The sequence below is a fragment of the Pseudomonas sp. QL9 genome (genome assembly GCF_041409665.1).
Classification (GTDB): Bacteria; Pseudomonadota; Gammaproteobacteria; order Pseudomonadales; family Pseudomonadaceae; genus Pseudomonas; species Pseudomonas knackmussii.
This window is the reverse complement of record NZ_CP166971.1, coordinates 4,922,450-4,942,058: the sequence shown is the minus strand read 5'-3', so window position 1 is coordinate 4,942,058 and position 19,609 is coordinate 4,922,450. Positions and strand designations below refer to the sequence as shown.

The 19,609-nt window shown below is 63.0% G+C and carries 20 protein-coding genes; 3 read left to right on the top strand and 17 right to left on the bottom strand.

What is annotated here, in order from left to right; genetic code table 11:
* Nucleotides 1-67: 67 nt before the first annotated feature.
* Nucleotides 68-706, bottom strand: a complete 639-nt coding sequence (locus ACA097_RS23005) for a TetR/AcrR family transcriptional regulator (RefSeq protein WP_043253436.1) — start codon at nt 704-706, stop codon at nt 68-70.
* Nucleotides 707-790: 84 nt separating this feature from the next.
* Between ACA097_RS23005 and ACA097_RS23000 the strand changes: the two genes are divergently transcribed.
* A complete protein-coding gene (locus ACA097_RS23000) occupies nt 791-1,924 on the top strand; it encodes an aminotransferase class V-fold PLP-dependent enzyme (protein ID WP_371366228.1) in 1,134 nt (377 codons plus the stop codon).
* A 297-nt stretch (nt 1,925-2,221) separates the two neighbouring features.
* Here ACA097_RS23000 and ACA097_RS22995 read toward each other — a convergent pair whose 3' ends face one another.
* The 13 genes from ACA097_RS22995 to ACA097_RS22935 all read right to left on the bottom strand — a co-directional run bounded on the left by ACA097_RS22995 (nt 2,222) and on the right by ACA097_RS22935 (nt 12,426).
* Nucleotides 2,222-2,998, bottom strand: coding sequence for a TatD family hydrolase (locus ACA097_RS22995; protein ID WP_043253438.1), 777 nt, complete (start codon nt 2,996-2,998; stop codon nt 2,222-2,224).
* A gap of 66 nt (nt 2,999-3,064) precedes the next feature.
* Nucleotides 3,065-3,421 (bottom strand): PilZ domain-containing protein, encoded by a 357-nt coding sequence (locus ACA097_RS22990; RefSeq protein WP_009621447.1) that lies wholly within the window; start codon nt 3,419-3,421, stop codon nt 3,065-3,067.
* Nucleotides 3,422-3,456: 35 nt separating this feature from the next.
* A complete protein-coding gene (locus tag ACA097_RS22985) occupies nt 3,457-4,443 on the bottom strand; it encodes a DNA polymerase III subunit delta' (protein ID WP_371366225.1) in 987 nt (328 codons plus the stop codon).
* A complete protein-coding gene (tmk, locus tag ACA097_RS22980) occupies nt 4,436-5,068 on the bottom strand; it encodes a dTMP kinase (RefSeq protein ID WP_371366223.1) in 633 nt (210 codons plus the stop codon). Before tmk ends, ACA097_RS22985 begins: the two co-directional genes overlap by 8 nt.
* A 17-nt stretch (nt 5,069-5,085) precedes the next feature.
* Nucleotides 5,086-6,171, bottom strand: coding sequence for an endolytic transglycosylase MltG (mltG, locus tag ACA097_RS22975; protein ID WP_371366221.1), 1,086 nt, complete (start codon nt 6,169-6,171; stop codon nt 5,086-5,088).
* Nucleotides 6,172-6,177: 6 nt separating this feature from the next.
* Nucleotides 6,178-6,993: an aminodeoxychorismate lyase gene (gene pabC / locus ACA097_RS22970; RefSeq protein WP_043253442.1), complete on the bottom strand. Its 816-nt coding sequence runs from the start codon at nt 6,991-6,993 to the stop codon at nt 6,178-6,180.
* Complete coding sequence (gene fabF / locus ACA097_RS22965) at nt 6,993-8,237, bottom strand: beta-ketoacyl-ACP synthase II (protein WP_043253443.1); 1,245 nt, start codon at nt 8,235-8,237, stop codon at nt 6,993-6,995. Before fabF ends, pabC begins: the two co-directional genes overlap by 1 nt.
* 114 nt (nt 8,238-8,351) lie before the next feature.
* Nucleotides 8,352-8,588 (bottom strand): acyl carrier protein, encoded by a 237-nt coding sequence (acpP, locus tag ACA097_RS22960; protein WP_007160597.1) that lies wholly within the window; start codon nt 8,586-8,588, stop codon nt 8,352-8,354.
* A 194-nt stretch (nt 8,589-8,782) separates the two neighbouring features.
* Nucleotides 8,783-9,526: a 3-oxoacyl-ACP reductase FabG gene (gene fabG, locus ACA097_RS22955; protein ID WP_043253444.1), complete on the bottom strand. Its 744-nt coding sequence runs from the start codon at nt 9,524-9,526 to the stop codon at nt 8,783-8,785.
* Nucleotides 9,527-9,541: 15 nt separating this feature from the next.
* The gene (fabD, locus tag ACA097_RS22950; protein WP_043253445.1) at nt 9,542-10,480 is read right to left on the bottom strand and encodes an ACP S-malonyltransferase; all 939 of its coding nucleotides are present in this window, start codon (nt 10,478-10,480) and stop codon (nt 9,542-9,544) included.
* Between the two features lie 208 nt (nt 10,481-10,688).
* The gene (plsX, locus tag ACA097_RS22945; protein ID WP_371366217.1) at nt 10,689-11,696 is read right to left on the bottom strand and encodes a phosphate acyltransferase PlsX; all 1,008 of its coding nucleotides are present in this window, start codon (nt 11,694-11,696) and stop codon (nt 10,689-10,691) included.
* A 3-nt stretch (nt 11,697-11,699) separates the two neighbouring features.
* On the bottom strand, nt 11,700-11,882 hold the full coding sequence (rpmF, locus tag ACA097_RS22940; protein ID WP_037006032.1) for a 50S ribosomal protein L32: 183 nt from the start codon (nt 11,880-11,882) through the stop codon (nt 11,700-11,702).
* Between the two features lie 13 nt (nt 11,883-11,895).
* Nucleotides 11,896-12,426 carry a YceD family protein gene (locus ACA097_RS22935; RefSeq protein WP_043253446.1) on the bottom strand — a complete coding sequence of 177 codons (531 nt, stop codon included), beginning with the start codon at nt 12,424-12,426 and terminating at the stop codon, nt 11,896-11,898.
* A gap of 111 nt (nt 12,427-12,537) precedes the next feature.
* Between ACA097_RS22935 and ACA097_RS22930 the strand changes: the two genes are divergently transcribed.
* A complete protein-coding gene (locus tag ACA097_RS22930) occupies nt 12,538-13,116 on the top strand; it encodes a nucleoside triphosphate pyrophosphatase (protein WP_043253447.1) in 579 nt (192 codons plus the stop codon).
* 45 nt (nt 13,117-13,161) lie between these two features.
* Here ACA097_RS22930 and sppA read toward each other — a convergent pair whose 3' ends face one another.
* Genes sppA through rluC form a run of 3 tightly spaced genes read right to left on the bottom strand, consistent with a single transcriptional unit; the run spans nt 13,162 to nt 15,776 of the window.
* Nucleotides 13,162-14,142: a signal peptide peptidase SppA gene (gene sppA, locus ACA097_RS22925; RefSeq protein ID WP_043253448.1), complete on the bottom strand. Its 981-nt coding sequence runs from the start codon at nt 14,140-14,142 to the stop codon at nt 13,162-13,164.
* Nucleotides 14,132-14,827, bottom strand: coding sequence for an HAD-IA family hydrolase (locus ACA097_RS22920; protein ID WP_043253449.1), 696 nt, complete (start codon nt 14,825-14,827; stop codon nt 14,132-14,134). The genes sppA and ACA097_RS22920 overlap by 11 nt, the downstream gene beginning before the upstream one ends.
* Nucleotides 14,820-15,776: a 23S rRNA pseudouridine(955/2504/2580) synthase RluC gene (gene rluC, locus ACA097_RS22915; protein ID WP_043253450.1), complete on the bottom strand. Its 957-nt coding sequence runs from the start codon at nt 15,774-15,776 to the stop codon at nt 14,820-14,822. Before rluC ends, ACA097_RS22920 begins: the two co-directional genes overlap by 8 nt.
* Nucleotides 15,777-16,358: 582 nt before the next feature.
* On the opposite strand from rluC, the gene rne reads away from it, so the two are divergent.
* Nucleotides 16,359-19,553 (top strand): ribonuclease E, encoded by a 3,195-nt coding sequence (rne, locus tag ACA097_RS22910; RefSeq protein WP_160287705.1) that lies wholly within the window; start codon nt 16,359-16,361, stop codon nt 19,551-19,553.
* Nucleotides 19,554-19,609 lie beyond the last annotated feature (56 nt).

Here is a 19,609-nt window from a genome sequence, read left to right as displayed (position 1 = left end):
TCAGTATATCCCCGCCCGGGCCGGCGGACTTACCCTGGAACGACCTATCCAGGGGCCGAATGACGACTCAGGCGGAAGGCGAATCACCGTCGCGCTTGCGCTTGTTGCCCATGCGCACGCCGATGTCCATGAGGAATTGGAAGAAGCCTTCCTGATCTTCCAGCACGTCACGCCAGAACGGCGAGTGGTACAGCGCCACGGCGCCATGCACCAACGCCCAGGCCGCGCAGTAGTGGAAGTACGGCGGTACGTCTTCCAGCTTGCCGGCGGCGATGCGCTCCTTGATCAGCTGGCTCAGGCGCTCGAAGTTGGATTCGCGGATCTTGTGCAGTTCCTCGACCATCTCCGGCACCTGGCTGTTCTTCACCACCTTCTCTTCCAGGCGGTCGAACAGACGGTAGCGCTGCGGGTCGCGCATGCGGAACTCGAAGTAGGCGCGCGAGAGGCGCTCCTTGTCCCGTGCGACGTCCTCGGAGTGGAACAGCGCAGCCAGGTCGCGCTCGTAGTCGAGCATCAGGCGCAGGTAGATCTCCGCCTTCGACTTGAAATGCTTGTAGATGGTGCCTTTGCCGATGCCCACGGCATCGGCGATCATCTCGACCGTGACACTGTCTTCACCCTGTTCGAGGAACAGTTTGAGGGCGGTATCGAGAATCTCCTGTTCGCGACGTCGGAATTCGCGAACCTTGCGCGGCTCTTTCTGCATAAAAAGACTGTCAGGTCAAAAATAGTCAAATTGCGGAGCCGCGTATTATGCCTATTCAGCGCCAAATTGCACGGAACATCCTCCATGAATCTGCTTTCCCATGAGTTTCCCCTGGAACCCGGACTGCGCTACCTGAACCACGCGGCGGTAGCGCCGTGGCCGCGGCGCAGCGCCGACGCGGTAGCGGCCTTCGCTCGCGAGAACATTCACCTGGGCGCGCGCGATTATCCGCGCTGGCTGGAGATCGAAAAGCGCCTGCGCGAACGCCTGGCGCGTCTGCTCAATGCCGCTACCACCGGCGATATCGCGTTGGTAAAGAACACTTCCGAAGCACTGTCCTTCGTCGCCTTCGGCCTGGACTGGCGCCCCGGCGACCAGGTGGTGATCAGCAACCAGGAGTTCCCCTCCAATCGCGTGGTCTGGGAAGCACTGAAGCCGCGTGGAGTAGAAGTCATCCAGGTAAGCCTCGACGGCACCGATCCAGAGGCCGATCTGCTCGCCGCCTGCGGACCGCGTACCCGCCTGCTGTCGATCAGCGCCGTGCAGTACGCCAGTGGCCTGCGCATGGACCTTGAGCGCCTCGGCGTCGGCTGTCGCCAGCGCGGCGTGCTGTTCTGCATCGACGCCATCCAGCAGATCGGCGCCCTGCCCTTCGACGTGCAAGCCTATGACTGCGCGTTCGCCATGGCCGACGGGCACAAATGGATGCTCGGCCCCGAAGGCCTTGGTGTTTTCTATTGTCGGGCCGCCGAGCGCGAGCAACTGGCGCTGCAGGAATATGGCTGGCACATGCTGGAGAGCGCCGGCAATTACAACCAGACCGACTGGCAACCGGCTCGTAGCGCAAAACGATTCGAATGCGGCAGTCCGAACATGCTCGGCGCCGTAGCCCTGGAGGCAAGCCTGAGCCTGCTGGAAGAAACCGGCATGGCTGCAGTCGGGGCAGCAGTGGCAGCCCGTGTGCAGCAACTGCAAGACGGCCTGTCACGAATCGCCGGGGCGACCCTCCACAGTCCGCTGCAGGTCGAACGCCGCGCAGGTATCCTGACCTTCAGCCTGGACGGATGGGACAATGCCGCCTTGCACGAGCGCCTCAAAGCCGAACAGGTGGTGTGCATCCAGCGTGGAGCCGGTGTACGCCTGTCTCCACACTTCTACACACCGGAAAGTGTGATAGACGACACATTGGCGATCATCGCCGCGCTGAGTCGGGAATAAGCCGGCGGCATGCTGGGCATGGGTACTTGACGGGCATGGCGGAGGACCTAAAGCCGGGGAGCTATCTGCAGTATTCCAAATCCGTTTAAAAAACCGCCGGGCGGCGGTGGAAGCCCTGCAAAGTTGGCCAATACTTGAAATTACTGGTGTGCGGCATCTCCCCCCAAGTGTCCCACCAGTGAAGGTACCGAGGATCGCGTACCTTATTGTTACACTCCTAATGGTCTTGACCCGGATTCATCCCCCAGAACCCGGGTTTTTTTTATGCGCGCGAAAAAGCCTTGCCGAGCATTACGCTCAAGCGGCCAGCGGGAACAGGCGTTTGAAGTTGGCAGTGGTCTGCTCGGCCAATGTTTCGAAGCTCACACCACGTAACACCGCCAGATACTCGGCAACCTCGCGCACGTACTCCGGAAGGTTCGGCTTGCCGCGATGCGGCACCGGCGCAAGGTAAGGCGAGTCGGTTTCCACCAACAGACGATCAGCCGGCACCTGGCGTGCGACTTCGCGCAACGCTTCGGCATTGCGGAAAGTGACGATGCCCGACAGCGAGATATAGAAGCCGATATCCAGGGCTGCCTTGGCCATCTCCCAGTCTTCAGTGAAGCAGTGCAGCACACCCGCCTGCGGCAGCGCCGCTTCGCGCAGCAGCGCCAACGTATCGGCGCGCGCCTCGCGGGTATGCACGATCACCGGCTTGCCGGTGATCTTGGCGGCCTCGAGATGGAGGCGGAAGGCTTCCTGCTGCAGTTCGGCGGCTTCCGGCTCGTAGTGGTAGTCCAGGCCGGTCTCGCCTATGGCCACCACGCGAGGGTGATTCAGCTCCGCCAACAGCCAGTCCAGCGCCGGCGCGGCCCCCGGCTCCAGGTCGAGCGGATGGACGCCCACCGAGCAGTGCACATCGTCGTAACGCTCGGCCAGATCCTTCACCGCCTTGGCGTTGTCGGCGCTGACGCCGATGCAGAGGAACTGCCCGACGCCCCGGGCGCGGGCGGCATCCAGCGCGGCATCGAGCGAACCGCCGTGGGCGGCCAGGTCCAGACGATCAAGGTGGCAATGGGAATCGACCAGCATGGAAAAGGTACTCCGAAAATGACGAAGCGCCCCTTCGGGCGCTTCCTGCTTGCAGCCAGCAGCAAATTACATGGTGTGGGTCGGCCGGTCCGACTTCAGCGCCCCGGCCAGGTATGTCTCGATCTTGTTGCGCGCGGTGTTGTCGCCGTCGTTGAACTGCACGCCGATACCCGCAGCGCGGTTGCCCTGAGCACCCTTCGGCGTGATCCAGACCACCTTACCGGCGACCGGGATCTTCTCCGGCTCGTCCATCAGGTTGAGCAACATGAAGACTTCGTCGCCCAGCTTGTAGGTCTTGTTGGTCGGGATGAACAGCCCGCCGTTGCGAATGAACGGCATATAGGCGGCATAGAGTACGGACTTGTCCTTGATGGTCAGGGACAGGATACCGTTACGCGGTCCCAGGTTCGGTGGCAAGCTCATGCGGCTGTCCTAGCGATGATCCGATTGCGCCGATTCTAGCCCGGCCCCGGCAGGCTTGCCCACTGTGCCAACAAGGCTTCGAGAAGCAGGGCACGGTTGAGGTTGGCCTTGTTCAGCACTTTCTGCCGATGCTCGAGCAGCCAGTCCTGGATCGCCAGCACCTTGGGCTGAGCTGACTTCTCTGCAAGGTACTGCACCACCTTGCGCATGTCCGCCAACCCGAGCCCGCTTTCGTCGCGGGTCAGTTGGTAGCGCAGGATGCCCAGCGCCCAATCGCAGAACCAGTCGAACAGCAGGGGCAAGGGCAGCGTATTCCAGCTTTCCGCCAACTGGCCGGGAGCGATCTGTTGCTTGAGCAATTTCTTCACGCCCTCGACCACCAGGGCGCGCTGTTCGCGCACACCTTGGCCATGCAGGCGCTGCGCCGTCAGCGGCGAACCGCCGGCCAGGACCAGCAACTCATCCAGCGACTCGACCGGCTCCTCCGGAATGGCAGCAGCCAGCCAGGCACGGCTCTGCTCGGCGTTCGGCTGCGGACATGCCTGCTGTACGCAGCGGCTCTTGATAGTCGGCAGCAAGCGGCTGGGCTGGTGGCTGATGAGGATCAGCACGGTGTCGCCGGAAGGTTCTTCGAGGCTTTTCAACAGGGCGTTGGCAGAGTTCAGGTTCATGGCCTCCGCCGGCTCGAGCAGCACCACCTTGCGCCCGCCCAGCTGCGCTGTCTGCACCACGAACCCCACCAGCTCACGGACCTGGTCGACGCGGATGGGTTTCTCAGGCTCCTCCGGCTCCAGCTGGAAATAATCCGGATGGGTGCCAGCCGCCAATAACTGGCACGCCTTGCACTGACCGCACGCATGTCCCGCCGCCGGATGCTGGCAAAGCAGGAAAGCAACCAGGTTGTCGGCCAGCGCGCGCTTGCCGATACCCGCCGGCCCGTGCAGCAAATACGCATGAGCGTGCCGGGGGCGACCGCTCAGTTGCTGCCAAAGCGCCGACTGCCAGGGAAAGATCTCAGCCATTCAGGCGCTCCAGCAGCATGGGCAGCAGCGAATCCAGATCGGCCTGCACCTGCGCCAGCGATTGCGCGGCATCCAGCACGTGATAGCGCTGCGGCTCGGCGGCTGCGCGGCGCAGATAGGTCTGGCGTACGGCCTCGAAGAACTCGCGCCCCTCCTGCTCGAAGCGATCCAGACGACCGCGCGCCGCCGCACGAGAAAGGCCGACTTCCACCGGAAGATCGAAGACAAGCGTCAGATCCGGACGCAGGTCGCCCTGGACGAAGCGCTCCAGCTCGGCGATGCGTGCCTCTGGCAGCCCGCGACCACCGCCCTGGTAGGCGTAGGTGGCGTCGGTAAAACGATCGCAAAGAACCACCGCGCCACGTGCCAGCGCCGGGCGAATGACCTGGGCGATGTGCTGGGCGCGAGCGGCGAACATCAGCAACAGCTCGGTATCCACCGCCATGGGCTCGTCGCTCGGGGTCAGCAGCAGGTCGCGAATGCGCTCGGCCAGCGGCGTACCGCCCGGCTCGCGAGTCAGTTGCACTTCGATGCCGCGCTCGCGCAGACGCTCGGCGAGGTATTCGCGGTTGGTGCTCTTGCCCGCGCCTTCGGGGCCTTCCAGGGTGACGAACAGGCCGCTCACTCGGCTCTCCTTCTGTCTTACTGCTGCTGTGCCGGGGCCTGCTCGGAGGCCTCCGCCGGTGCGTTCGCCGGAGCCGGCGCGGGGCTGGACCTGTAGTCCGCACGCCGCTTGAGCTGGAACTCCTGCACCGCCTTGTTGTGATCGTCCAAGTTGTCGGAGAACACGTGGCTGCCATCGCCGCGGGCGACAAAGTACAGGCTTTGCCCGTCAGCGGGATTGAGCGCCGCATGGATGGCGTCGCGCCCGGGCATGGCGATCGGTGTCGGCGGCAGCCCGGCGACTATGTAGGTGTTGTAAGGGGTCGGCTCGCGCAGGTCGGCCCGGCTGATCTTGCCGGTGTAGCGCTCGCCCATGCCGTAGATCACCGTCGGGTCGGTCTGCAGCAGCATGTTCTTTTCCAGGCGCCGCACGAAGACCCCGGCGATCTGCGCACGCTCCTGCGGCACACCGGTTTCCTTCTCGATCAGCGAGGCCATGATCAGCGCCTGATAGGCGTTCGCATAGGGCAAGGTCTGCGCGCGGCCGTCCCACTCTTCCTTGAGGATCTTGTCCATGCGCTGGTACGCCTGCTTGAGCAGGTCGATATCGCGCATACCGCGCACATAGCGGTAGGTGTCCGGGAAGAAATGTCCTTCGGGGGCGATGTCGGCCTTGCCCAGGCGCTTCATCACCTCGGCGTCGCTGAGGCCGGCCAGGGTCGCCTCCAGCTTGGGCTGGCGCGCGAGCAGCTCGCGGAATTGATGGAAGGTCCAGCCCTCGACCAGGGTCAGGCTGTATTGCACGACATCGCCTTCGCGCCACAGGGCTAGCAGATCAGCTCCATCCATGCCCGGCTTGAGGCGATACTCGCCACTGTGCAGGGCCTGGCCAGAGAGGTTGAATCGCCAGTAAAGACGCAGCCAGAAGGCACCGTGCAGCACCTCCTCATCCTGCAGGCGGGCCAGCAAGGCGCCCGGCGTGGCACCCGAAGGGACGTCGAGCAGGCGCTCCTCGGTGAGCTGCAGCGGCTGCTGCAGGGCGCGGTGCTGCTCCCAGCCTGCCAGGCCCAGCAATAGCCCGGCCAGCAGCAGGCCGCCTTCCAGCAGCACCAGCAATTTGCGCATCACAGGTCAGGAATCCAGAAGTTCGCGGAAATGGGTTTGCAGTTTACGGGTGATCGGTCCGACCGGCCAGGCATGCGCCTCCAGCTGTCGCACCGGCCAGATGCCGTAAAGGCTGTTGCAAAGAAAGACCTCGTCGGCACGCAGCAGTTCGGCATATTCGACGTCGCGAACGACAGTCGCGATACCCTGCCCTGCCGCCCACTCGAGCATTTCGGCGCGCATCACGCCGGCCACACCGCAGCGGCTCAGCGCCGGCGTCAGTAGCTGACCGTCGAGGACCAGGAAAAGGTTGCTGAACACGCCTTCGACAACACGGCCACTTTGGTCACGCATCAGCCCTTCCGCGCAGGCGGGATCGCTCCACTCGCTGCGAGCAAGCACCTGCTCCAGACGGTTGAGATGTTTGAGGCCGGCCAGCAGGGGCTGTTCCGCAAGGCGGGTGGCGCAGGGGAACAGACTCACACCCTGCTCGAAGTTGGCCACCGGATAAGCCGGCGCTGGGTAGCCAAGGAGAATACGGCGGACCTTGGCATCGGCCGGGGCTGCGTATCCGCGCAGGGCATCGCCACGGGTGAGCATGAGCTTGGCCACGCCCTCGCCCAGTTGAGCGCAAAACGTCAGCAGCTCCTGTTCGACCTGATCGAGCGAAAGCGGCAGATGGAGACGACGCGATCCTTCTTCCAGGCGCGCCAGATGCCGCGCCAAAAGTCGCGGTCGACCGGCGGAAACGGCGATGGTCTCGAACAGACCATCACCGTAGGCCAGTCCGCGATCGCGCACGGACAGGGCCTCGGCGGGCCGACCGTCGACCCAGGCGAGCATCAGTCGCGGAACCGGCGGAACACCAGGGAGCCGTTGGTACCGCCGAAACCGAAGGAGTTCGAAAGCACCACGTCGATGCTGCGCTCTTTGGCTACGTGCGCTACCAGGTCGAGGTCGCAGCCTTCGTCCGGGTTGTCCAGGTTGATGGTCGGCGGAGCGACGTTATCGCGAATGGCCAACACGCTGAAGATGGCCTCGACGGCACCGGCGGCGCCGAGCAGGTGGCCGGTCATCGACTTGGTCGAGCTCATCGACAGTCGATAGGCGTGATCGCCGAAGACCGACTTCACCGCCGATGCTTCGGCAATGTCGCCGGCCGGGGTGGAGGTGCCGTGGGCGTTGATGTAGTCGACCTGATCAGGATTCAGGCCGGCATCACGCAGGGCATTCTTCATGCAGCGAGCAGCACCGGCACCGTCTTCCGGCGGGGAAGTCATGTGGAAGGCGTCGCCGCTCATGCCAAAGCCAACCAGCTCGGCGTAGATACGCGCGCCGCGAGCTTTCGCGTGCTCCAGCTCTTCCAGGACGACAGCACCGGCGCCATCGGACAGCACGAAACCGTCGCGATCCTTGTCCCACGGACGACTGGCCCTGGCCGGATCGTCGTTGCGGGTGGAGAGCGCACGAGCCGCACCGAAGCCGCCCATGCCCAGGCCGCAGGCGGCCATCTCGGAACCGCCGGCAACCATCACGTCAGCTTCGCCATAGGCGATGTTGCGTGCGGCCATGCCGATATTGTGGGTGCCTGTGGTGCAGGCCGTGGTGATGGCGTAGTTGGGTCCCTGTAGACCAAGGTTGATCGACAGGAATCCGGAAACCATGTTGATGACCGAGCCGGGCACGAAGAACGGCGAAATGCGCCGCGGCCCCTGCTCGAACAGCGAGCGGCAGGTGTTCTCGATATTGGTCAGGCCGCCGATGCCGGAGCCGATGGCCACGCCAATGCGCTCGCGGTTGGCGTCGGTGACTTCCAGACCGGAGTCGCGCACCGCCTGGTAGCTGGCAGCCAGGCCGTACTGGATAAACAGGTCGAGTTTGCGGGCTTCCTTGGCGGACATGTATTGCTCGACGTCGAAGCCCTTCACCGAACCACCGAAACGGGTGGTATAGGCGGAAAGGTCCATGTGTTCGATCGGAGCGATACCACTACGCCCGGCGAGAATTCCCTGCCAGGTGCTCGGAACGTCCACGCCCAGCGGCGAGAGCATACCCAGGCCAGTGATGACGACGCGTCTGCGCGACACTGCGACTTCCTCTTGTGTATTTCACGGCATATGCGCCAGACGGCTCGCGTCGGCGGTAAAGAAAAGCCGCACGCCTTTGCAGGCGTGCGGCTTCTTCCGTCGGAAAACGGCTACTTATTGCTGGTGAGCAACGATGTAGTCGATAGCTTCCTGAACGGTGGTGATCTTTTCGGCTTGCTCGTCGGGGATTTCGGTCTCGAATTCCTCTTCCAGAGCCATCACCAGCTCAACGGTGTCAAGGGAGTCGGCGCCCAGGTCTTCGACGAAGGAAGCGCTGTTGGTGACTTCTTCTTCCTTAACGCCGAGTTGCTCAGCAACGATTTTCTTGACGCGTTCTTCGATGGTGCTCATACCTTGTTTTCACTCCTATGGACAATCCGTACAGCTGGGCTGCGGGTAAGTGTATAGAAAGGGTTTTCAGCATTTCAAGCCGAATGCCCACGCCCTTCCGCGGCTACCCAAATGTTCTGTCTATAACCCAGTTGCAGCTTTATAACGGATTTTAGACAGCCCATATGACATATCCGCGAAAGGTTACGTCACATTCAGCTCATATACATTCCGCCGTTGACCGGAATGGTCGCGCCAGTGACATAGGCCGCGCCTTCCGAGGCGAGGAATCCTACCACCTTGGCAATCTCTTCGGCCTGCCCCAGGCGACCCAGGGGAATCTGACCGAGCAGGGCCTCACGCTGCACTTCCGGCAGTTCGCGAGTCATGTCGGTGTCGATGAAACCCGGCGCGACCGCATTGACAGTGATAGCACGAGAACCCACTTCGCGCGCCAGGGCGCGAGTAAAGCCCTCTAGGCCGGCCTTCGCCGCGGCGTAGTTGGTCTGCCCGGCGTTACCCATGGCGCCGACCACCGAGCCGATGTTGATGATGCGACCCCAGCGAGCCTTGGTCATACCGCGCAGTACGGCTTTCGACAGACGGTAGAGGCTGTTGAGGTTGGTGTTGACCACATCGAACCACTCGTCGTCTTTCATCCGCATCAGCAGATTATCGCGGGTGATGCCGGCATTGTTGACCACGATCAGCGGCTGACCGAGGTGCTGCTGGATGTGCTCGAGAGTCGAAGCAACGGACTCGTCGTTGGAGACGTCCAGTACTAGACCGGCACCTTCGACACCGTTGGCCTTCAGGTATTCGGCGATTTTCTCGGCGCCCGAAGCGGTGGTGGCGGTACCGATGACGACAGCACCCAGACGACCCAGCTCCAGCGCGATGGCCTGGCCGATGCCACGGCTAGCGCCGGTGACCAGGGCAACCTTACCTTGCAAACTCATGCTTCTATCTCCTGTTCAAGCCAGAGTCGCACGAGCCGCCGCAAAGGCGTCCGCGGAGTCCAGATTGTGGGTATTCACACCCTTGGCGCAGCGCTTGTTCAGGCCCGCCAGGACTTTGCCGGGGCCGCACTCTACCAGATCAGTGACGCCCTTGGCGGCCAGCAGTTGCACAGTCTCTACCCAGCGAACCGGGCTATAGAGCTGCGCCAACAGGTCGCGCTTGAGGACGGCCAGGTCGGCAGGAACCTGTGCACTGACGTTCTGCACCAGGGCGATCTGCGGCATTTGCCAATCGATGGCCTCGACCGCTCCGGCGAAGCGTTCGGCAGCCGGGCGCATCAGCTCGCAGTGCGACGGCACGCTGACCGGCAGCGCGACGGCGCGCTTGGCACCACGAGCCTTGCAAGCCTCGATGGCGCGCTCGACCGCAGCAGCGGAACCGGCAACAACCACCTGCCCCGGAGCGTTGAAATTGACTGCACTGACCACTTCACCCTGCGCAGCTTCTGCGCAGGCTGCCAGCACATCGGCATCTTCCAGGCCGAGAATTGCAGCCATACCACCGGTACCGGCCGGAACGGCTTCCTGCATCAGCTGACCACGACGCTCCACCAGCTTCACCGCCGAAGCGAACGGCAGGCTTCCGGCAGCGACAAGTGCCGAGTACTCGCCCAGGCTATGGCCGGCAACGTAGGCCGGCAGCACGCCACCTTGACTCTGCCACAGACGCCAGAGGGCGATGGAGGCGGTGAGGATGCCAGGCTGGGTCTTGTCGGTCTGATTCAGACGCTCTTCCGGACCTTCCTGTACCAGCGCCCAGAGGTCGTAACCTAGAGCGTCGGACGCCTCGGCGAAGGTCTCGCGCACCAGCGCGTGCTGCGCGCCCAGTTCGCCGAGCATGCCGAGCGATTGCGAGCCCTGACCGGGGAAAACGAATGCGAGGGATGCGGACATTGCAACGGGTCCCTTGTGTCTGTTTCGTCGAAGAGGAAACGCCAGCAGCAGCCTGGCGCATGGAACTGACAGTTGGATGACGGCCTGTCCGGCGCGGTCACATCCAAATTGCGATTCTTCTTCAGCCCGCCGAGGCCAGCTCCGAACGGGTGGCGAAGCATAACCGCTTTCGCCGCGAAAAATCTCTATTTCCTTTACCGTCAGTCACTTAGAGAAGATCTTCAAGCCGCCCATGGAGCCGCTGCGGCAGGTTCTCGCGAATCTCTATCAGAGCTCGGCGCAAGGCACTCTTGATGCCCTCCTCGCCAGCACTGCCATGACTTTTCACCACTATGCCCTGCAGGCCAAGGAAACTCGCACCATTGTAACGGGAAGGCGTCAGCTCGCTGCGCAGACGGCGCAGCAGCGGCATGGCCACCAGGCCGATGGCCTTGGCCGACAGACTGGACGCGAACAATTCCTCCAGCCGACTGACCACCATGGCCGCCAGCCCTTCGCTGGACTTGAGCAGGATGTTGCCGACGAAACCATCGCAGACCACGACATCGGCGAGACCGCGATACAGGCCGTCGCCCTCTATATAACCGATGTAATTGATGCCGCGAGCCTGCTCCAGAAGCGTGGAGGCCAGTTTGACCTGCTGGTTGCCCTTGATGTCCTCGGTACCGACGTTGAGCAATGCGACCCTCGGCTGCGGCTTACCCAACGCCTCCGCGGCAACTGCGCCCATGACGGCAAATTGGTACAAGTGCTCGGCGCTGCAGTCGACATTCGCCCCAAGATCGAGAAGATGGCAGTACCCGCCTTGCGTCGGCACAGCCGTCACCATCGCCGGCCGATCGATTCCAGGCAGCGTCTTGAGCAGGTAGCGCGAAAGCGCCATCAATGCCCCTGTATTGCCAGCGCTGACGCAGGCGTGCGCCGTACCATCCCGAACCAGTTCGAGAGCTACGCGCATGGAAGCATCAGGTTTGCCGCGCAAGGCCTGGGATGGACGCTCGTCCATGCCAATGACTACACTGGCGTGCTGGATATGCAGACGAGAACGATCGGACGCTGGCACACGTGCGCAGAGCTGTTCGATCAGGGGAGCCTGGCCGACAAGGACCAGTTGTAGAGCGGGATTCTCGGCCAGGAAGGAAATGCAGGCCGGAACAATGCAGTGGGGACCGTAGTCCCCACCCATTGCGTCAATCGCGATGATTGGCGCGGACAAAGATTACTCGTCGGAACCTTTGTCTACGACCTTACGGCCGCGATAGAAACCGTCCGGGGAGACGTGGTGACGCAGGTGAACTTCACCGGTGCTCTTTTCTACGGACAGGGCGTTCGCTTCGAGAGCATCGTGGGAACGACGCATGTCACGAGCGGAACGGGATTTTTTGTTCTGCTGAACAGCCATGATTGATTAACTCCTAAACGTTTGGGTCACGCTTCAACTGCGCCAGTACGCTGAACGGGTTGGGACGCTCTTCCACGTTCTCGCTCGGTTCGGGCGCTGCTGCAAAACCCGCCGGATGCTGGCATTTCTCAGGGTCATGGGCCGGAACGATGGGCAAGGCGAGCAACAGCTCATCCTCAACCAGAGGTGGCAGGTCGAGGGGTTCCTCCCCCACTTCCAGCGCATCGTACCCCTTCGGCAGCCCCTCGGCAGACTTGCCCTCCCAGAGGATGGCGAAGTCAGACTCACCGACAACCCGGAAGGTCGCCGGCTCAAGGCAACGTTGGCATACCATGCTCACCTGCGCGTCGACTTCGACATGCATGACCGACAGCTTCTGCTCGTCACGGAAGAAGGAAAACTTCGCCCGGACGTTGCCTTCGCTGCTGGTCAGCTGCTCGCATACCCGCGGCATACTGGCGAGTGGAAGCACACCTTCGAGGGTGACTTCGCGCTCTACCAATTTGCGCGGATCGACGTGAGGTGGTATCGGCCCATTCAACATAAGCGCGCCATTATAGGGATGCACCCGCCCCTGTCAAAGGAAATTAGCCATAAACCGCTGTATGGACAGCCCTTTTCGCTAGAATCGGCGCCCTCACCCAGGAGACATCCGATGCGAACACTGGTTCTCGCCTCCAGCTCGCCGTACCGCCGCGAACTGCTGCAACGCCTGCGCCTGCCCTTCGACTGCGCGAGCCCGGATATAGATGAAAGCACCCTGCCCGGCGAAAGCGCCGAACAACTGGTACGCCGACTCGCAGAAGCCAAGGCGCGCGCCCTTGCCGAACGCTTCCCGAACCACCTGATCATCGGTTCGGACCAGGCAGCCGTCCAGGGCCCGGCAATTCTAGGCAAACCCCACACACTCGAGCGCGCCGTCGAGCAACTGAAAGCCTCAAGCGGCGCCAGCGTCACCTTCCTCACAGGACTAGCCCTACTGGACAGCAATAGCGGCCGCTGCCAGGTCGACTGCGTTCCATTCAAGGTGCACTTCCGTGAACTCGACGAAGCCCGCATTCGCCGTTATCTGGAAGCAGAACAACCCTTCGACTGCGCCGGCAGCTTCAAGGCCGAAGGCCTGGGCATCAGCCTTTTCCGCAGCACCGAGGGCAGCGACAACACCAGCCTGATCGGCCTGCCGCTGATCCGCCTGGTCGACATGCTTCTTGCCGAAGGCGTGCAGATCCCCTGAAACGAAAAAGCCCGGCCAAAGCCGGGCTTTTCGCATGGGACGGGATCAGCGCAAAGCCGGCCCCTGCCACCCCATCCACATGGCCATGCGCTCGGCGACGCTGGCGCCGATTTTCTTGGCGAAGCGGTCGAACGGCGTGTCCTGGATGGTGTAGTCGACGATGTCTTTTTCCTTGATCACTTCGCGAGCCACGTAGCTACTGCTACCCAGGCCATCGATCAGTCCCAGCTGCAGCGCCTGCTCGCCGGACCAGATGAGCCCGGAGAACAGCTCGGGATGATCCTTGTCCTTCAGACGATCACCACGCCCCTTCTTCACGCTGTCGATGAACTGTTTGTGAGTGGTATCCAGCACACCCTGCCAGAACTGGGTTTCATCCGTCTTCGGCGGCTGGAAGGGATCGAGGAAAGCCTTGTGCTCGCCGGAGGTATAGACACGCCGATCCACACCCAGCTTCTCCATGGTGCCGACGAAACCGAAGGACGCAGCCGTAACGCCGATGGAGCCAACGAGACTGGCCTTGTCCGCATAGATCTGATCAGCCGCGCTGGCGATGTAGTAGGCACCGGAAGCACCCAGATCGCTTATCACCGCATAGACCTTGATATCCGGGTGCTTATCGCGCAGCCGGTGAATCTCGTCATATATATAGCCGGACTGCACCGGACTCCCGCCCGGGCTATTGATGCGCAGGATAATGCCCTTGGTGCCAGCGTCTTCGAAGGCTGCCTTCAGCGCCCCGACGACATTGTCGGCGCTTGCAGGCTCGTCGTCGGCGATCATGCCCTTCACTTCAACCAGCGCCGTGTGGCTACCGCTGCGCGAGGCCGATTTGGACAGACCGCTAATGGGCGTGAACAGCGCCAGCGCAACGAACAGATAAAAGAGCGTCAGCAACTTGAAGAAAATACCCCAGCGCCTGGCCCGACGTTGCTCCTGCACCCCTGCCAGCACCGCCTTCTCGAGCAGCTTCCAGCTCTTGGCATCTACCGAACCGGACTCTTCGGCCTTCCACTCATCCGACATGCTTGCTCACCTCGATCCGTGGGTTCTGCACCCGGCCATCCAGCCAGGCGCGCAATTCGTTGAAATGCCCGATCTCCAGGCGCGGACCATATTGACGCAGCACCGAGATGGGCTGCGCACCGTAAGAGACCGCCACCGAATCCATGCCAGCGCGACGCGCCATCTCGAGATCGAAAGGCGCATCACCAACCATGAGCGCCCCCTGTGCAGGAACCCGGCAGTGCGCGAGGATCTCGTTGAGCATGCGCGGATCTGGCTTGCTGGCCGACTCGTCGGCAGCCCGCGTTATATCGAAGAAGCCTTCCCAACCCCGCCCCTTCAGCACGCGATCGAGACCGCGACGGCTCTTGCCGGTCGCCACCGCCAGGCGATAACCCGCTTGACGAAAATACTCCAAAGCCTCGGCCACGCCCGGGAACAGAGGCGATGGCTCGACCTCCAGCAACAGATAATGCTCGGCGTAGTCACTTCGAAAAATCGCCAGTGCCGCCTCATCGTCAACTTCCGGATAGAGCGTCTGAATCGCCTCAGGCAGCCCCAGCCCAATGATGCCTTTGATTGCCTCGTCACTGCGCCAGGACAACCCCGAACGCTCGGCGGCCACTCGCATGGACTCGACTATGCGATCGACGGAATCGACCAGCGTGCCGTCCCAATCGAAGATGAGCAGCGAGTAATCAGGCATCCAGGCGCTCCAGCGTGGCACGCCAGATGTCGTCGACCTCAGCCACCAACTCCAGGGTAGAGCCATCAGGCATCGGCACGAACAACTGCGCCGAATGCAGGAACAGACGCTTACCACCCAACCCGCGGATCTCGCGGGAAAACTCGTCGTCGCCGTATTTCGGGTCGCCAGCGATGGCATGACCGGCGTGCTTGGCGTGCACACGAATCTGATGGGTACGCCCGGTGATCGGCCGCGCCTCGACCAGAGTGGCGAAGTCACCGAAGCGGCGCAGCACCTTGAACTCGGTGAGCGCATCCTTACCCTCGACATTGACCTCGACCATGCGCTCGCCGGAACGCAAGTTACTCTTGAGCAATGGCGCGCGAACCTGCTTCTTGGCTGCAGGCCAGCTGCCACGGACCAGCGCGTGATAGCGCTTGTCCACCGCATGCTCGTTGCGCAGCGCTTCGTGCAGATGACGCAGCATGCTGCGCTTCTTGGCGATCATCAGCAGCCCGGAAGTATCGCGATCCAGGCGATGCACCAACTCAAGGTCCTTGGCATCAGGGCGCAACTGGCGGAACGCTTCGATCACGCCGTAATTGAGGCCACTGCCGCCATGCACGGCAATACCGGCCGGCTTGTTAATAACGATAAGCGCCTTGTCTTCATAAACGATGGCGGCTTCCAGGCGCTCGAGCAGACCCTGAGCCAGCGGCGCAGGCTCATCGCGCTCAGCGAGGCGCAGCGGCGGAACGCGCACGATGTCGCCAGCCTGCAGCTTGTACTCGGGCTTTATGCGCCCCTTGTTAACCCGCACCTCGCCTTTGCGAAGAATGCGGTAGATCAGGGTCTTGGGTACGCCTTTGAGCTGGGTGCGTAGGAAATTATCGATGCGTTGGCCGGCATATTCCGGCGCGACTTCCAGAAGCTGAACGCCGGAAGTCGGAGAGGGAGGAGTCGTCATGGCGGCAATAATAGCAATTTTTCATTCAATTGAAGCACTTAATCATTGCTGCTATATTCGGGAAGCCGCCAAAAGTGGCCTGGCCTGCGGATGCTGACGAAAGCCTTATCCCCACCGCCTGCAAACACATTGAACGGACATGAGGCAGTCCTGCGAAGCGTTGCCATGAGGGAACCGCGATTTCCTCCACAACGATTCGGAACCCAAGCCTTCGGAAATGACGCACAGCTGCTTCGGTAGCCGTGAAAAAGCCAACCCGCTCCCGGATTCTGCGAGCGGCACCCGCTTCTTAAGGGAAACGTGCAGGGTGGAGATGCACAACTGTCGGATCGCGTAGTGGCTTAGAGCACTGATCCAAAGACGCACGTTCTCGTCCGCCTCCGACTGTTGATTCCTCCTCCTGTTGATTGCTTGTTCGAACATGACAAGCAGGAGACGTAGTCGCGACTCGGCCCGCTTAACGCCGATTGTCGCTGGACACGGGAATGGCTTGCCGTTCCTGAGTACGCGCCTGAGCACCGACCATGAGAGTCGTGGGTGCCGATTGCCGTTTCCGGCAGCCCCGGAAACCATTGGTACTACATGAAAAGAATGCTGATCAACGCAACTCAACCCGAAGAGTTGCGTGTAGCGCTGGTAGACGGCCAGCGCCTGTTCGACCTGGACATCGAGTCCGGCGCGCGCGAACAGAAAAAGGCCAACATCTATAAAGGCCGCATCACCCGCGTCGAACCGAGCCTCGAGGCCGCCTTCGTCGACTTCGGCGCCGAGCGCCACGGCTTCCTGCCGCTCAAGGAAATCTCCCGCGAGTACTTCAAGAAGAACCCCGAAGGGCGCATCAACATCAAGGATGTGCTGAGCGAGGGCCAGGAAGTCATCGTCCAGGTCGAGAAAGAAGAGCGCGGCAACAAGGGCGCGGCCCTGACCACCTTCATCAGCCTGGCCGGCCGCTACCTCGTCCTGATGCCGAACAACCCCCGTGCCGGCGGCATTTCCCGTCGCATCGAGGGCGAAGAGCGCAACGAACTGCGTGAAGCGCTGAACGGCCTGAACGCACCGGGCGACATGGGCCTGATCGTCCGCACCGCGGGCCTGGGCCGCAGCTCCGAAGAGCTGCAATGGGACCTGGATTACCTGCTGCAACTATGGGGCGCCATCAAGGAAGCCTCCGGCGAGCGCGGCGCGCCCTTCCTGATCTACCAGGAAAGCAACGTCATCATCCGCGCCATCCGCGACTACCTGCGCCAGGACATCGGCGAAGTGCTGATCGACAGCATCGACGCCCAGGAAGAAGCACTGAACTTCATCCGCCAGGTGATGCCGCAGTACGCCAGCAAGGTGAAGCTCTATCAGGACAGCGTTCCGCTGTTCAATCGCTTCCAGATCGAAAGCCAGATCGAAACTGCCTTCCAGCGCGAAGTGAAGCTGCCGTCGGGCGGCTCCATCGTCATCGACCCGACCGAAGCCCTGGTGTCCATCGATATCAACTCGGCGCGCGCCACCAAAGGCGGCGACATCGAAGAAACCGCGCTGCAGACCAACCTGGAAGCGGCCGAAGAGATCGCCCGCCAGCTGCGTCTGCGTGACATCGGCGGCCTGATCGTCATCGACTTCATCGACATGACCCCGGCGAAGAACCAGCGCGCCGTCGAAGAACGCGTTCGCGAAGCCCTCGAGGCCGACCGTGCGCGCGTCCAGGTCGGCCGCATCTCGCGCTTCGGCCTGCTGGAAATGTCCCGTCAGCGCCTGCGTCCGTCCCTCGGCGAGACCAGCGGCATCGTCTGCCCGCGCTGCAACGGCCAAGGCATCATCCGTGACGTCGAGTCCCTGTCGCTGGCCATCCTGCGCCTGATCGAAGAGGAAGCCCTGAAAGACCGCACCGCGGAAGTCCGCGCTCGCGTTCCGTTCCAGGTCGCCGCCTTCCTGCTCAACGAGAAGCGCAACGCCATCACCAAGATCGAGCTGCGCACCCGCGCGCGCATCTTCATCCTCCCGGACGACCATCTGGAAACTCCGCACTTCGAAGTGCAGCGTCTGCGTGACGACAGCCCCGAGCTGGCCGCCGGCCACTCCAGCTACGAAATGGCCCACGTCGAGCACGAGGAAGTCCAACCGGTCAGCTCCACCCGCACCCTGGTTCGTCAGGAAGCCGCGGTGAAGACCGTTGCTCCGCAGACCCCGGTCCCGCAGCAAGTCGAAGCCGCGCAGCCGGTTGCCGAACCCGCCAAGCCGATGCCCGAGCCGAGCCTGTTCCAGGGCCTGGTGAAGTCGCTGGTCAGCCTGTTCGCCGGCAAGCAGGAAGAGCCCAAGGTTGCCGCCACTCCGGAGAAGCCGGCTGCTGAGCGCAGCAACCAGGAAGAACGTCGCAACGGTCGCCAGCAGAACCGTCGTCGCGACGGTGGCCGCCGCGATGAAGAACGCAAACCGCGCGAAGAGCGTGGCGAGCGCCGTCGTGACGAGCGCGGTGAGCGCCCGGGCCGCGAAGAGCGCGCCGAACGTCAACCGCGTGAAGAGCGTCAGCCCCGTGAAGAACGCGCCGAGCGACAACCGCGTGAAGAGCGTCAGCCGCGTGAAGAGCGCGCCGAACGTCAACCGCGCGAAGACCGTCAGCCCCGCGAAGAACGCGCCGAGCGTCAACCGCGTGAAGAGCGTCAGCCCCGCGAAGAGCGCGCCGAACGTCAACCGCGCGAAGACCGCCAGCCCCGCGAAGAGCGTGCCGAGCGTCAACCGCGCGAAGACCGCCAGCCGCGTGAAGAGCGTGCCGAGCGTCAACCGCGCGAAGACCGCCAGCCGCGTGAAGAGCGTGCCGAGCGTCAACCGCGCGAAGACCGCCAGCCGCGTGAAGAGCGCGCCGAGCGTCAGCCCCGTGAAGAGCGTCAACCCCGCGAAGAGCGTGGCGAGCGTCCGCCACGTGAAGACCGCCAGGCCCGCGATGCCGCCAGCCTGGAGGCCGAAGAGCTGCCGAACGAGGAACTGCTGGACCAGCAGGATGACCAGGAAGGTGGCGATGACGAGCGTCCGCGCCGTCGTTCCCGTGGCCAGCGCCGCCGCAGCAACCGCCGCGAGCGTCAGCGTGAAGCCGGTGCCGATGGCATGGAAGCCGGTGAGCAGCAGGAAGGCGGCGAAGCCCCGTCCGCTCCTGCCCTGACCGCTGCCGGTGTCGCAGCCGTTGCCGTGGTTGCCGAGCAGGTTGTTGAAGCAGCCACCTCGCACGCCACCGAGACCGCCACCAGCGAAGCCACCACTGAAGTCGCGGCCGTCAGCGAAGCTCACGTGGAAAGCACCGTCGAGCAGGTGGCCGAGTCCAGCCAGCCGAGCGAAGCTGCACCGATCAGCGACGAAGTTGCCGTGACCGAGCCGGTCGCCGAAGCAACGGTTGTCGAAGCTCCGGCCGTCGCCGCCGAAGTCGAGGCCCCCGCCACTCCGGAGCCTGCACAAGCCGAAGCCGCTGTTGCCGCCAACGCCACGGGCCGTGCGCTGAACGACCCGCGCGAGCGTCGTCGCCTGCAGCGTGAAGCCGAGCGCCTGGCTCGCGAAGCCGCCGAGGCCGCTGCTGCCGCTCCTGCGGTAGTCGAAGCTCCTGCTGCAACCGAGGAAAGCGCGGTTGCGGTAGAAGCCGCTGCCGAAGAAAGCGTGCTGGAAGTGGTCAGCGAAGCCGTTGAGGCTCCGACTGAAGCCCCGGCCGCCGAAGCGGCACAAGCCAGCGAAGGCGAGCAGGCCGAGCAAGCGCTCGAGCAGCACGCCCATCATGAAGCCGTGGAAAAGCACCACAGCTGATTGGCTGAGCGATGAAAAAGGGGATGCCTAGGCATCCCCTTTTTCATGTCCGGACT

Excerpts from the sequence above, each read along its gene's own strand:
- rpmF (WP_037006032.1), bottom strand. The coding sequence starts at position 11,882 with ATGGCTGTTCAGCAGAACAAAAAATCCCGTTCCGCTCGTGACATGCGT.
- rne (WP_160287705.1), top strand. The coding sequence starts at position 16,359 with ATGAAAAGAATGCTGATCAACGCAACTCAACCCGAAGAGTTGCGTGTA.
- pabC (WP_043253442.1), bottom strand. The coding sequence starts at position 6,993 with ATGCTCGCCTGGGTCGACGGTCGGCCCGCCGAGGCCCTGTCCGTGCGC.
- ACA097_RS22935 (WP_043253446.1), bottom strand. The coding sequence starts at position 12,426 with ATGTTGAATGGGCCGATACCACCTCACGTCGATCCGCGCAAATTGGTA.
- ACA097_RS22985 (WP_371366225.1), bottom strand. The coding sequence starts at position 4,443 with ATGGCTGAGATCTTTCCCTGGCAGTCGGCGCTTTGGCAGCAACTGAGC.
- fabD (WP_043253445.1), bottom strand. The coding sequence starts at position 10,480 with ATGTCCGCATCCCTCGCATTCGTTTTCCCCGGTCAGGGCTCGCAATCG.
- ACA097_RS23000 (WP_371366228.1), top strand. The coding sequence starts at position 791 with ATGAATCTGCTTTCCCATGAGTTTCCCCTGGAACCCGGACTGCGCTAC.
- sppA (WP_043253448.1), bottom strand. The coding sequence starts at position 14,142 with ATGTCGGATGAGTGGAAGGCCGAAGAGTCCGGTTCGGTAGATGCCAAG.
- mltG (WP_371366221.1), bottom strand. The coding sequence starts at position 6,171 with ATGCGCAAATTGCTGGTGCTGCTGGAAGGCGGCCTGCTGCTGGCCGGG.
- rluC (WP_043253450.1), bottom strand. The coding sequence starts at position 15,776 with ATGACGACTCCTCCCTCTCCGACTTCCGGCGTTCAGCTTCTGGAAGTC.
- ACA097_RS22920 (WP_043253449.1), bottom strand. The coding sequence starts at position 14,827 with ATGCCTGATTACTCGCTGCTCATCTTCGATTGGGACGGCACGCTGGTC.
- ACA097_RS23005 (WP_043253436.1), bottom strand. The coding sequence starts at position 706 with ATGCAGAAAGAGCCGCGCAAGGTTCGCGAATTCCGACGTCGCGAACAG.
- acpP (WP_007160597.1), bottom strand. The coding sequence starts at position 8,588 with ATGAGCACCATCGAAGAACGCGTCAAGAAAATCGTTGCTGAGCAACTC.
- fabG (WP_043253444.1), bottom strand. The coding sequence starts at position 9,526 with ATGAGTTTGCAAGGTAAGGTTGCCCTGGTCACCGGCGCTAGCCGTGGC.
- ACA097_RS22995 (WP_043253438.1), bottom strand. The coding sequence starts at position 2,998 with ATGCTGGTCGATTCCCATTGCCACCTTGATCGTCTGGACCTGGCCGCC.
- ACA097_RS22930 (WP_043253447.1), top strand. The coding sequence starts at position 12,538 with ATGCGAACACTGGTTCTCGCCTCCAGCTCGCCGTACCGCCGCGAACTG.
- ACA097_RS22990 (WP_009621447.1), bottom strand. The coding sequence starts at position 3,421 with ATGAGCTTGCCACCGAACCTGGGACCGCGTAACGGTATCCTGTCCCTG.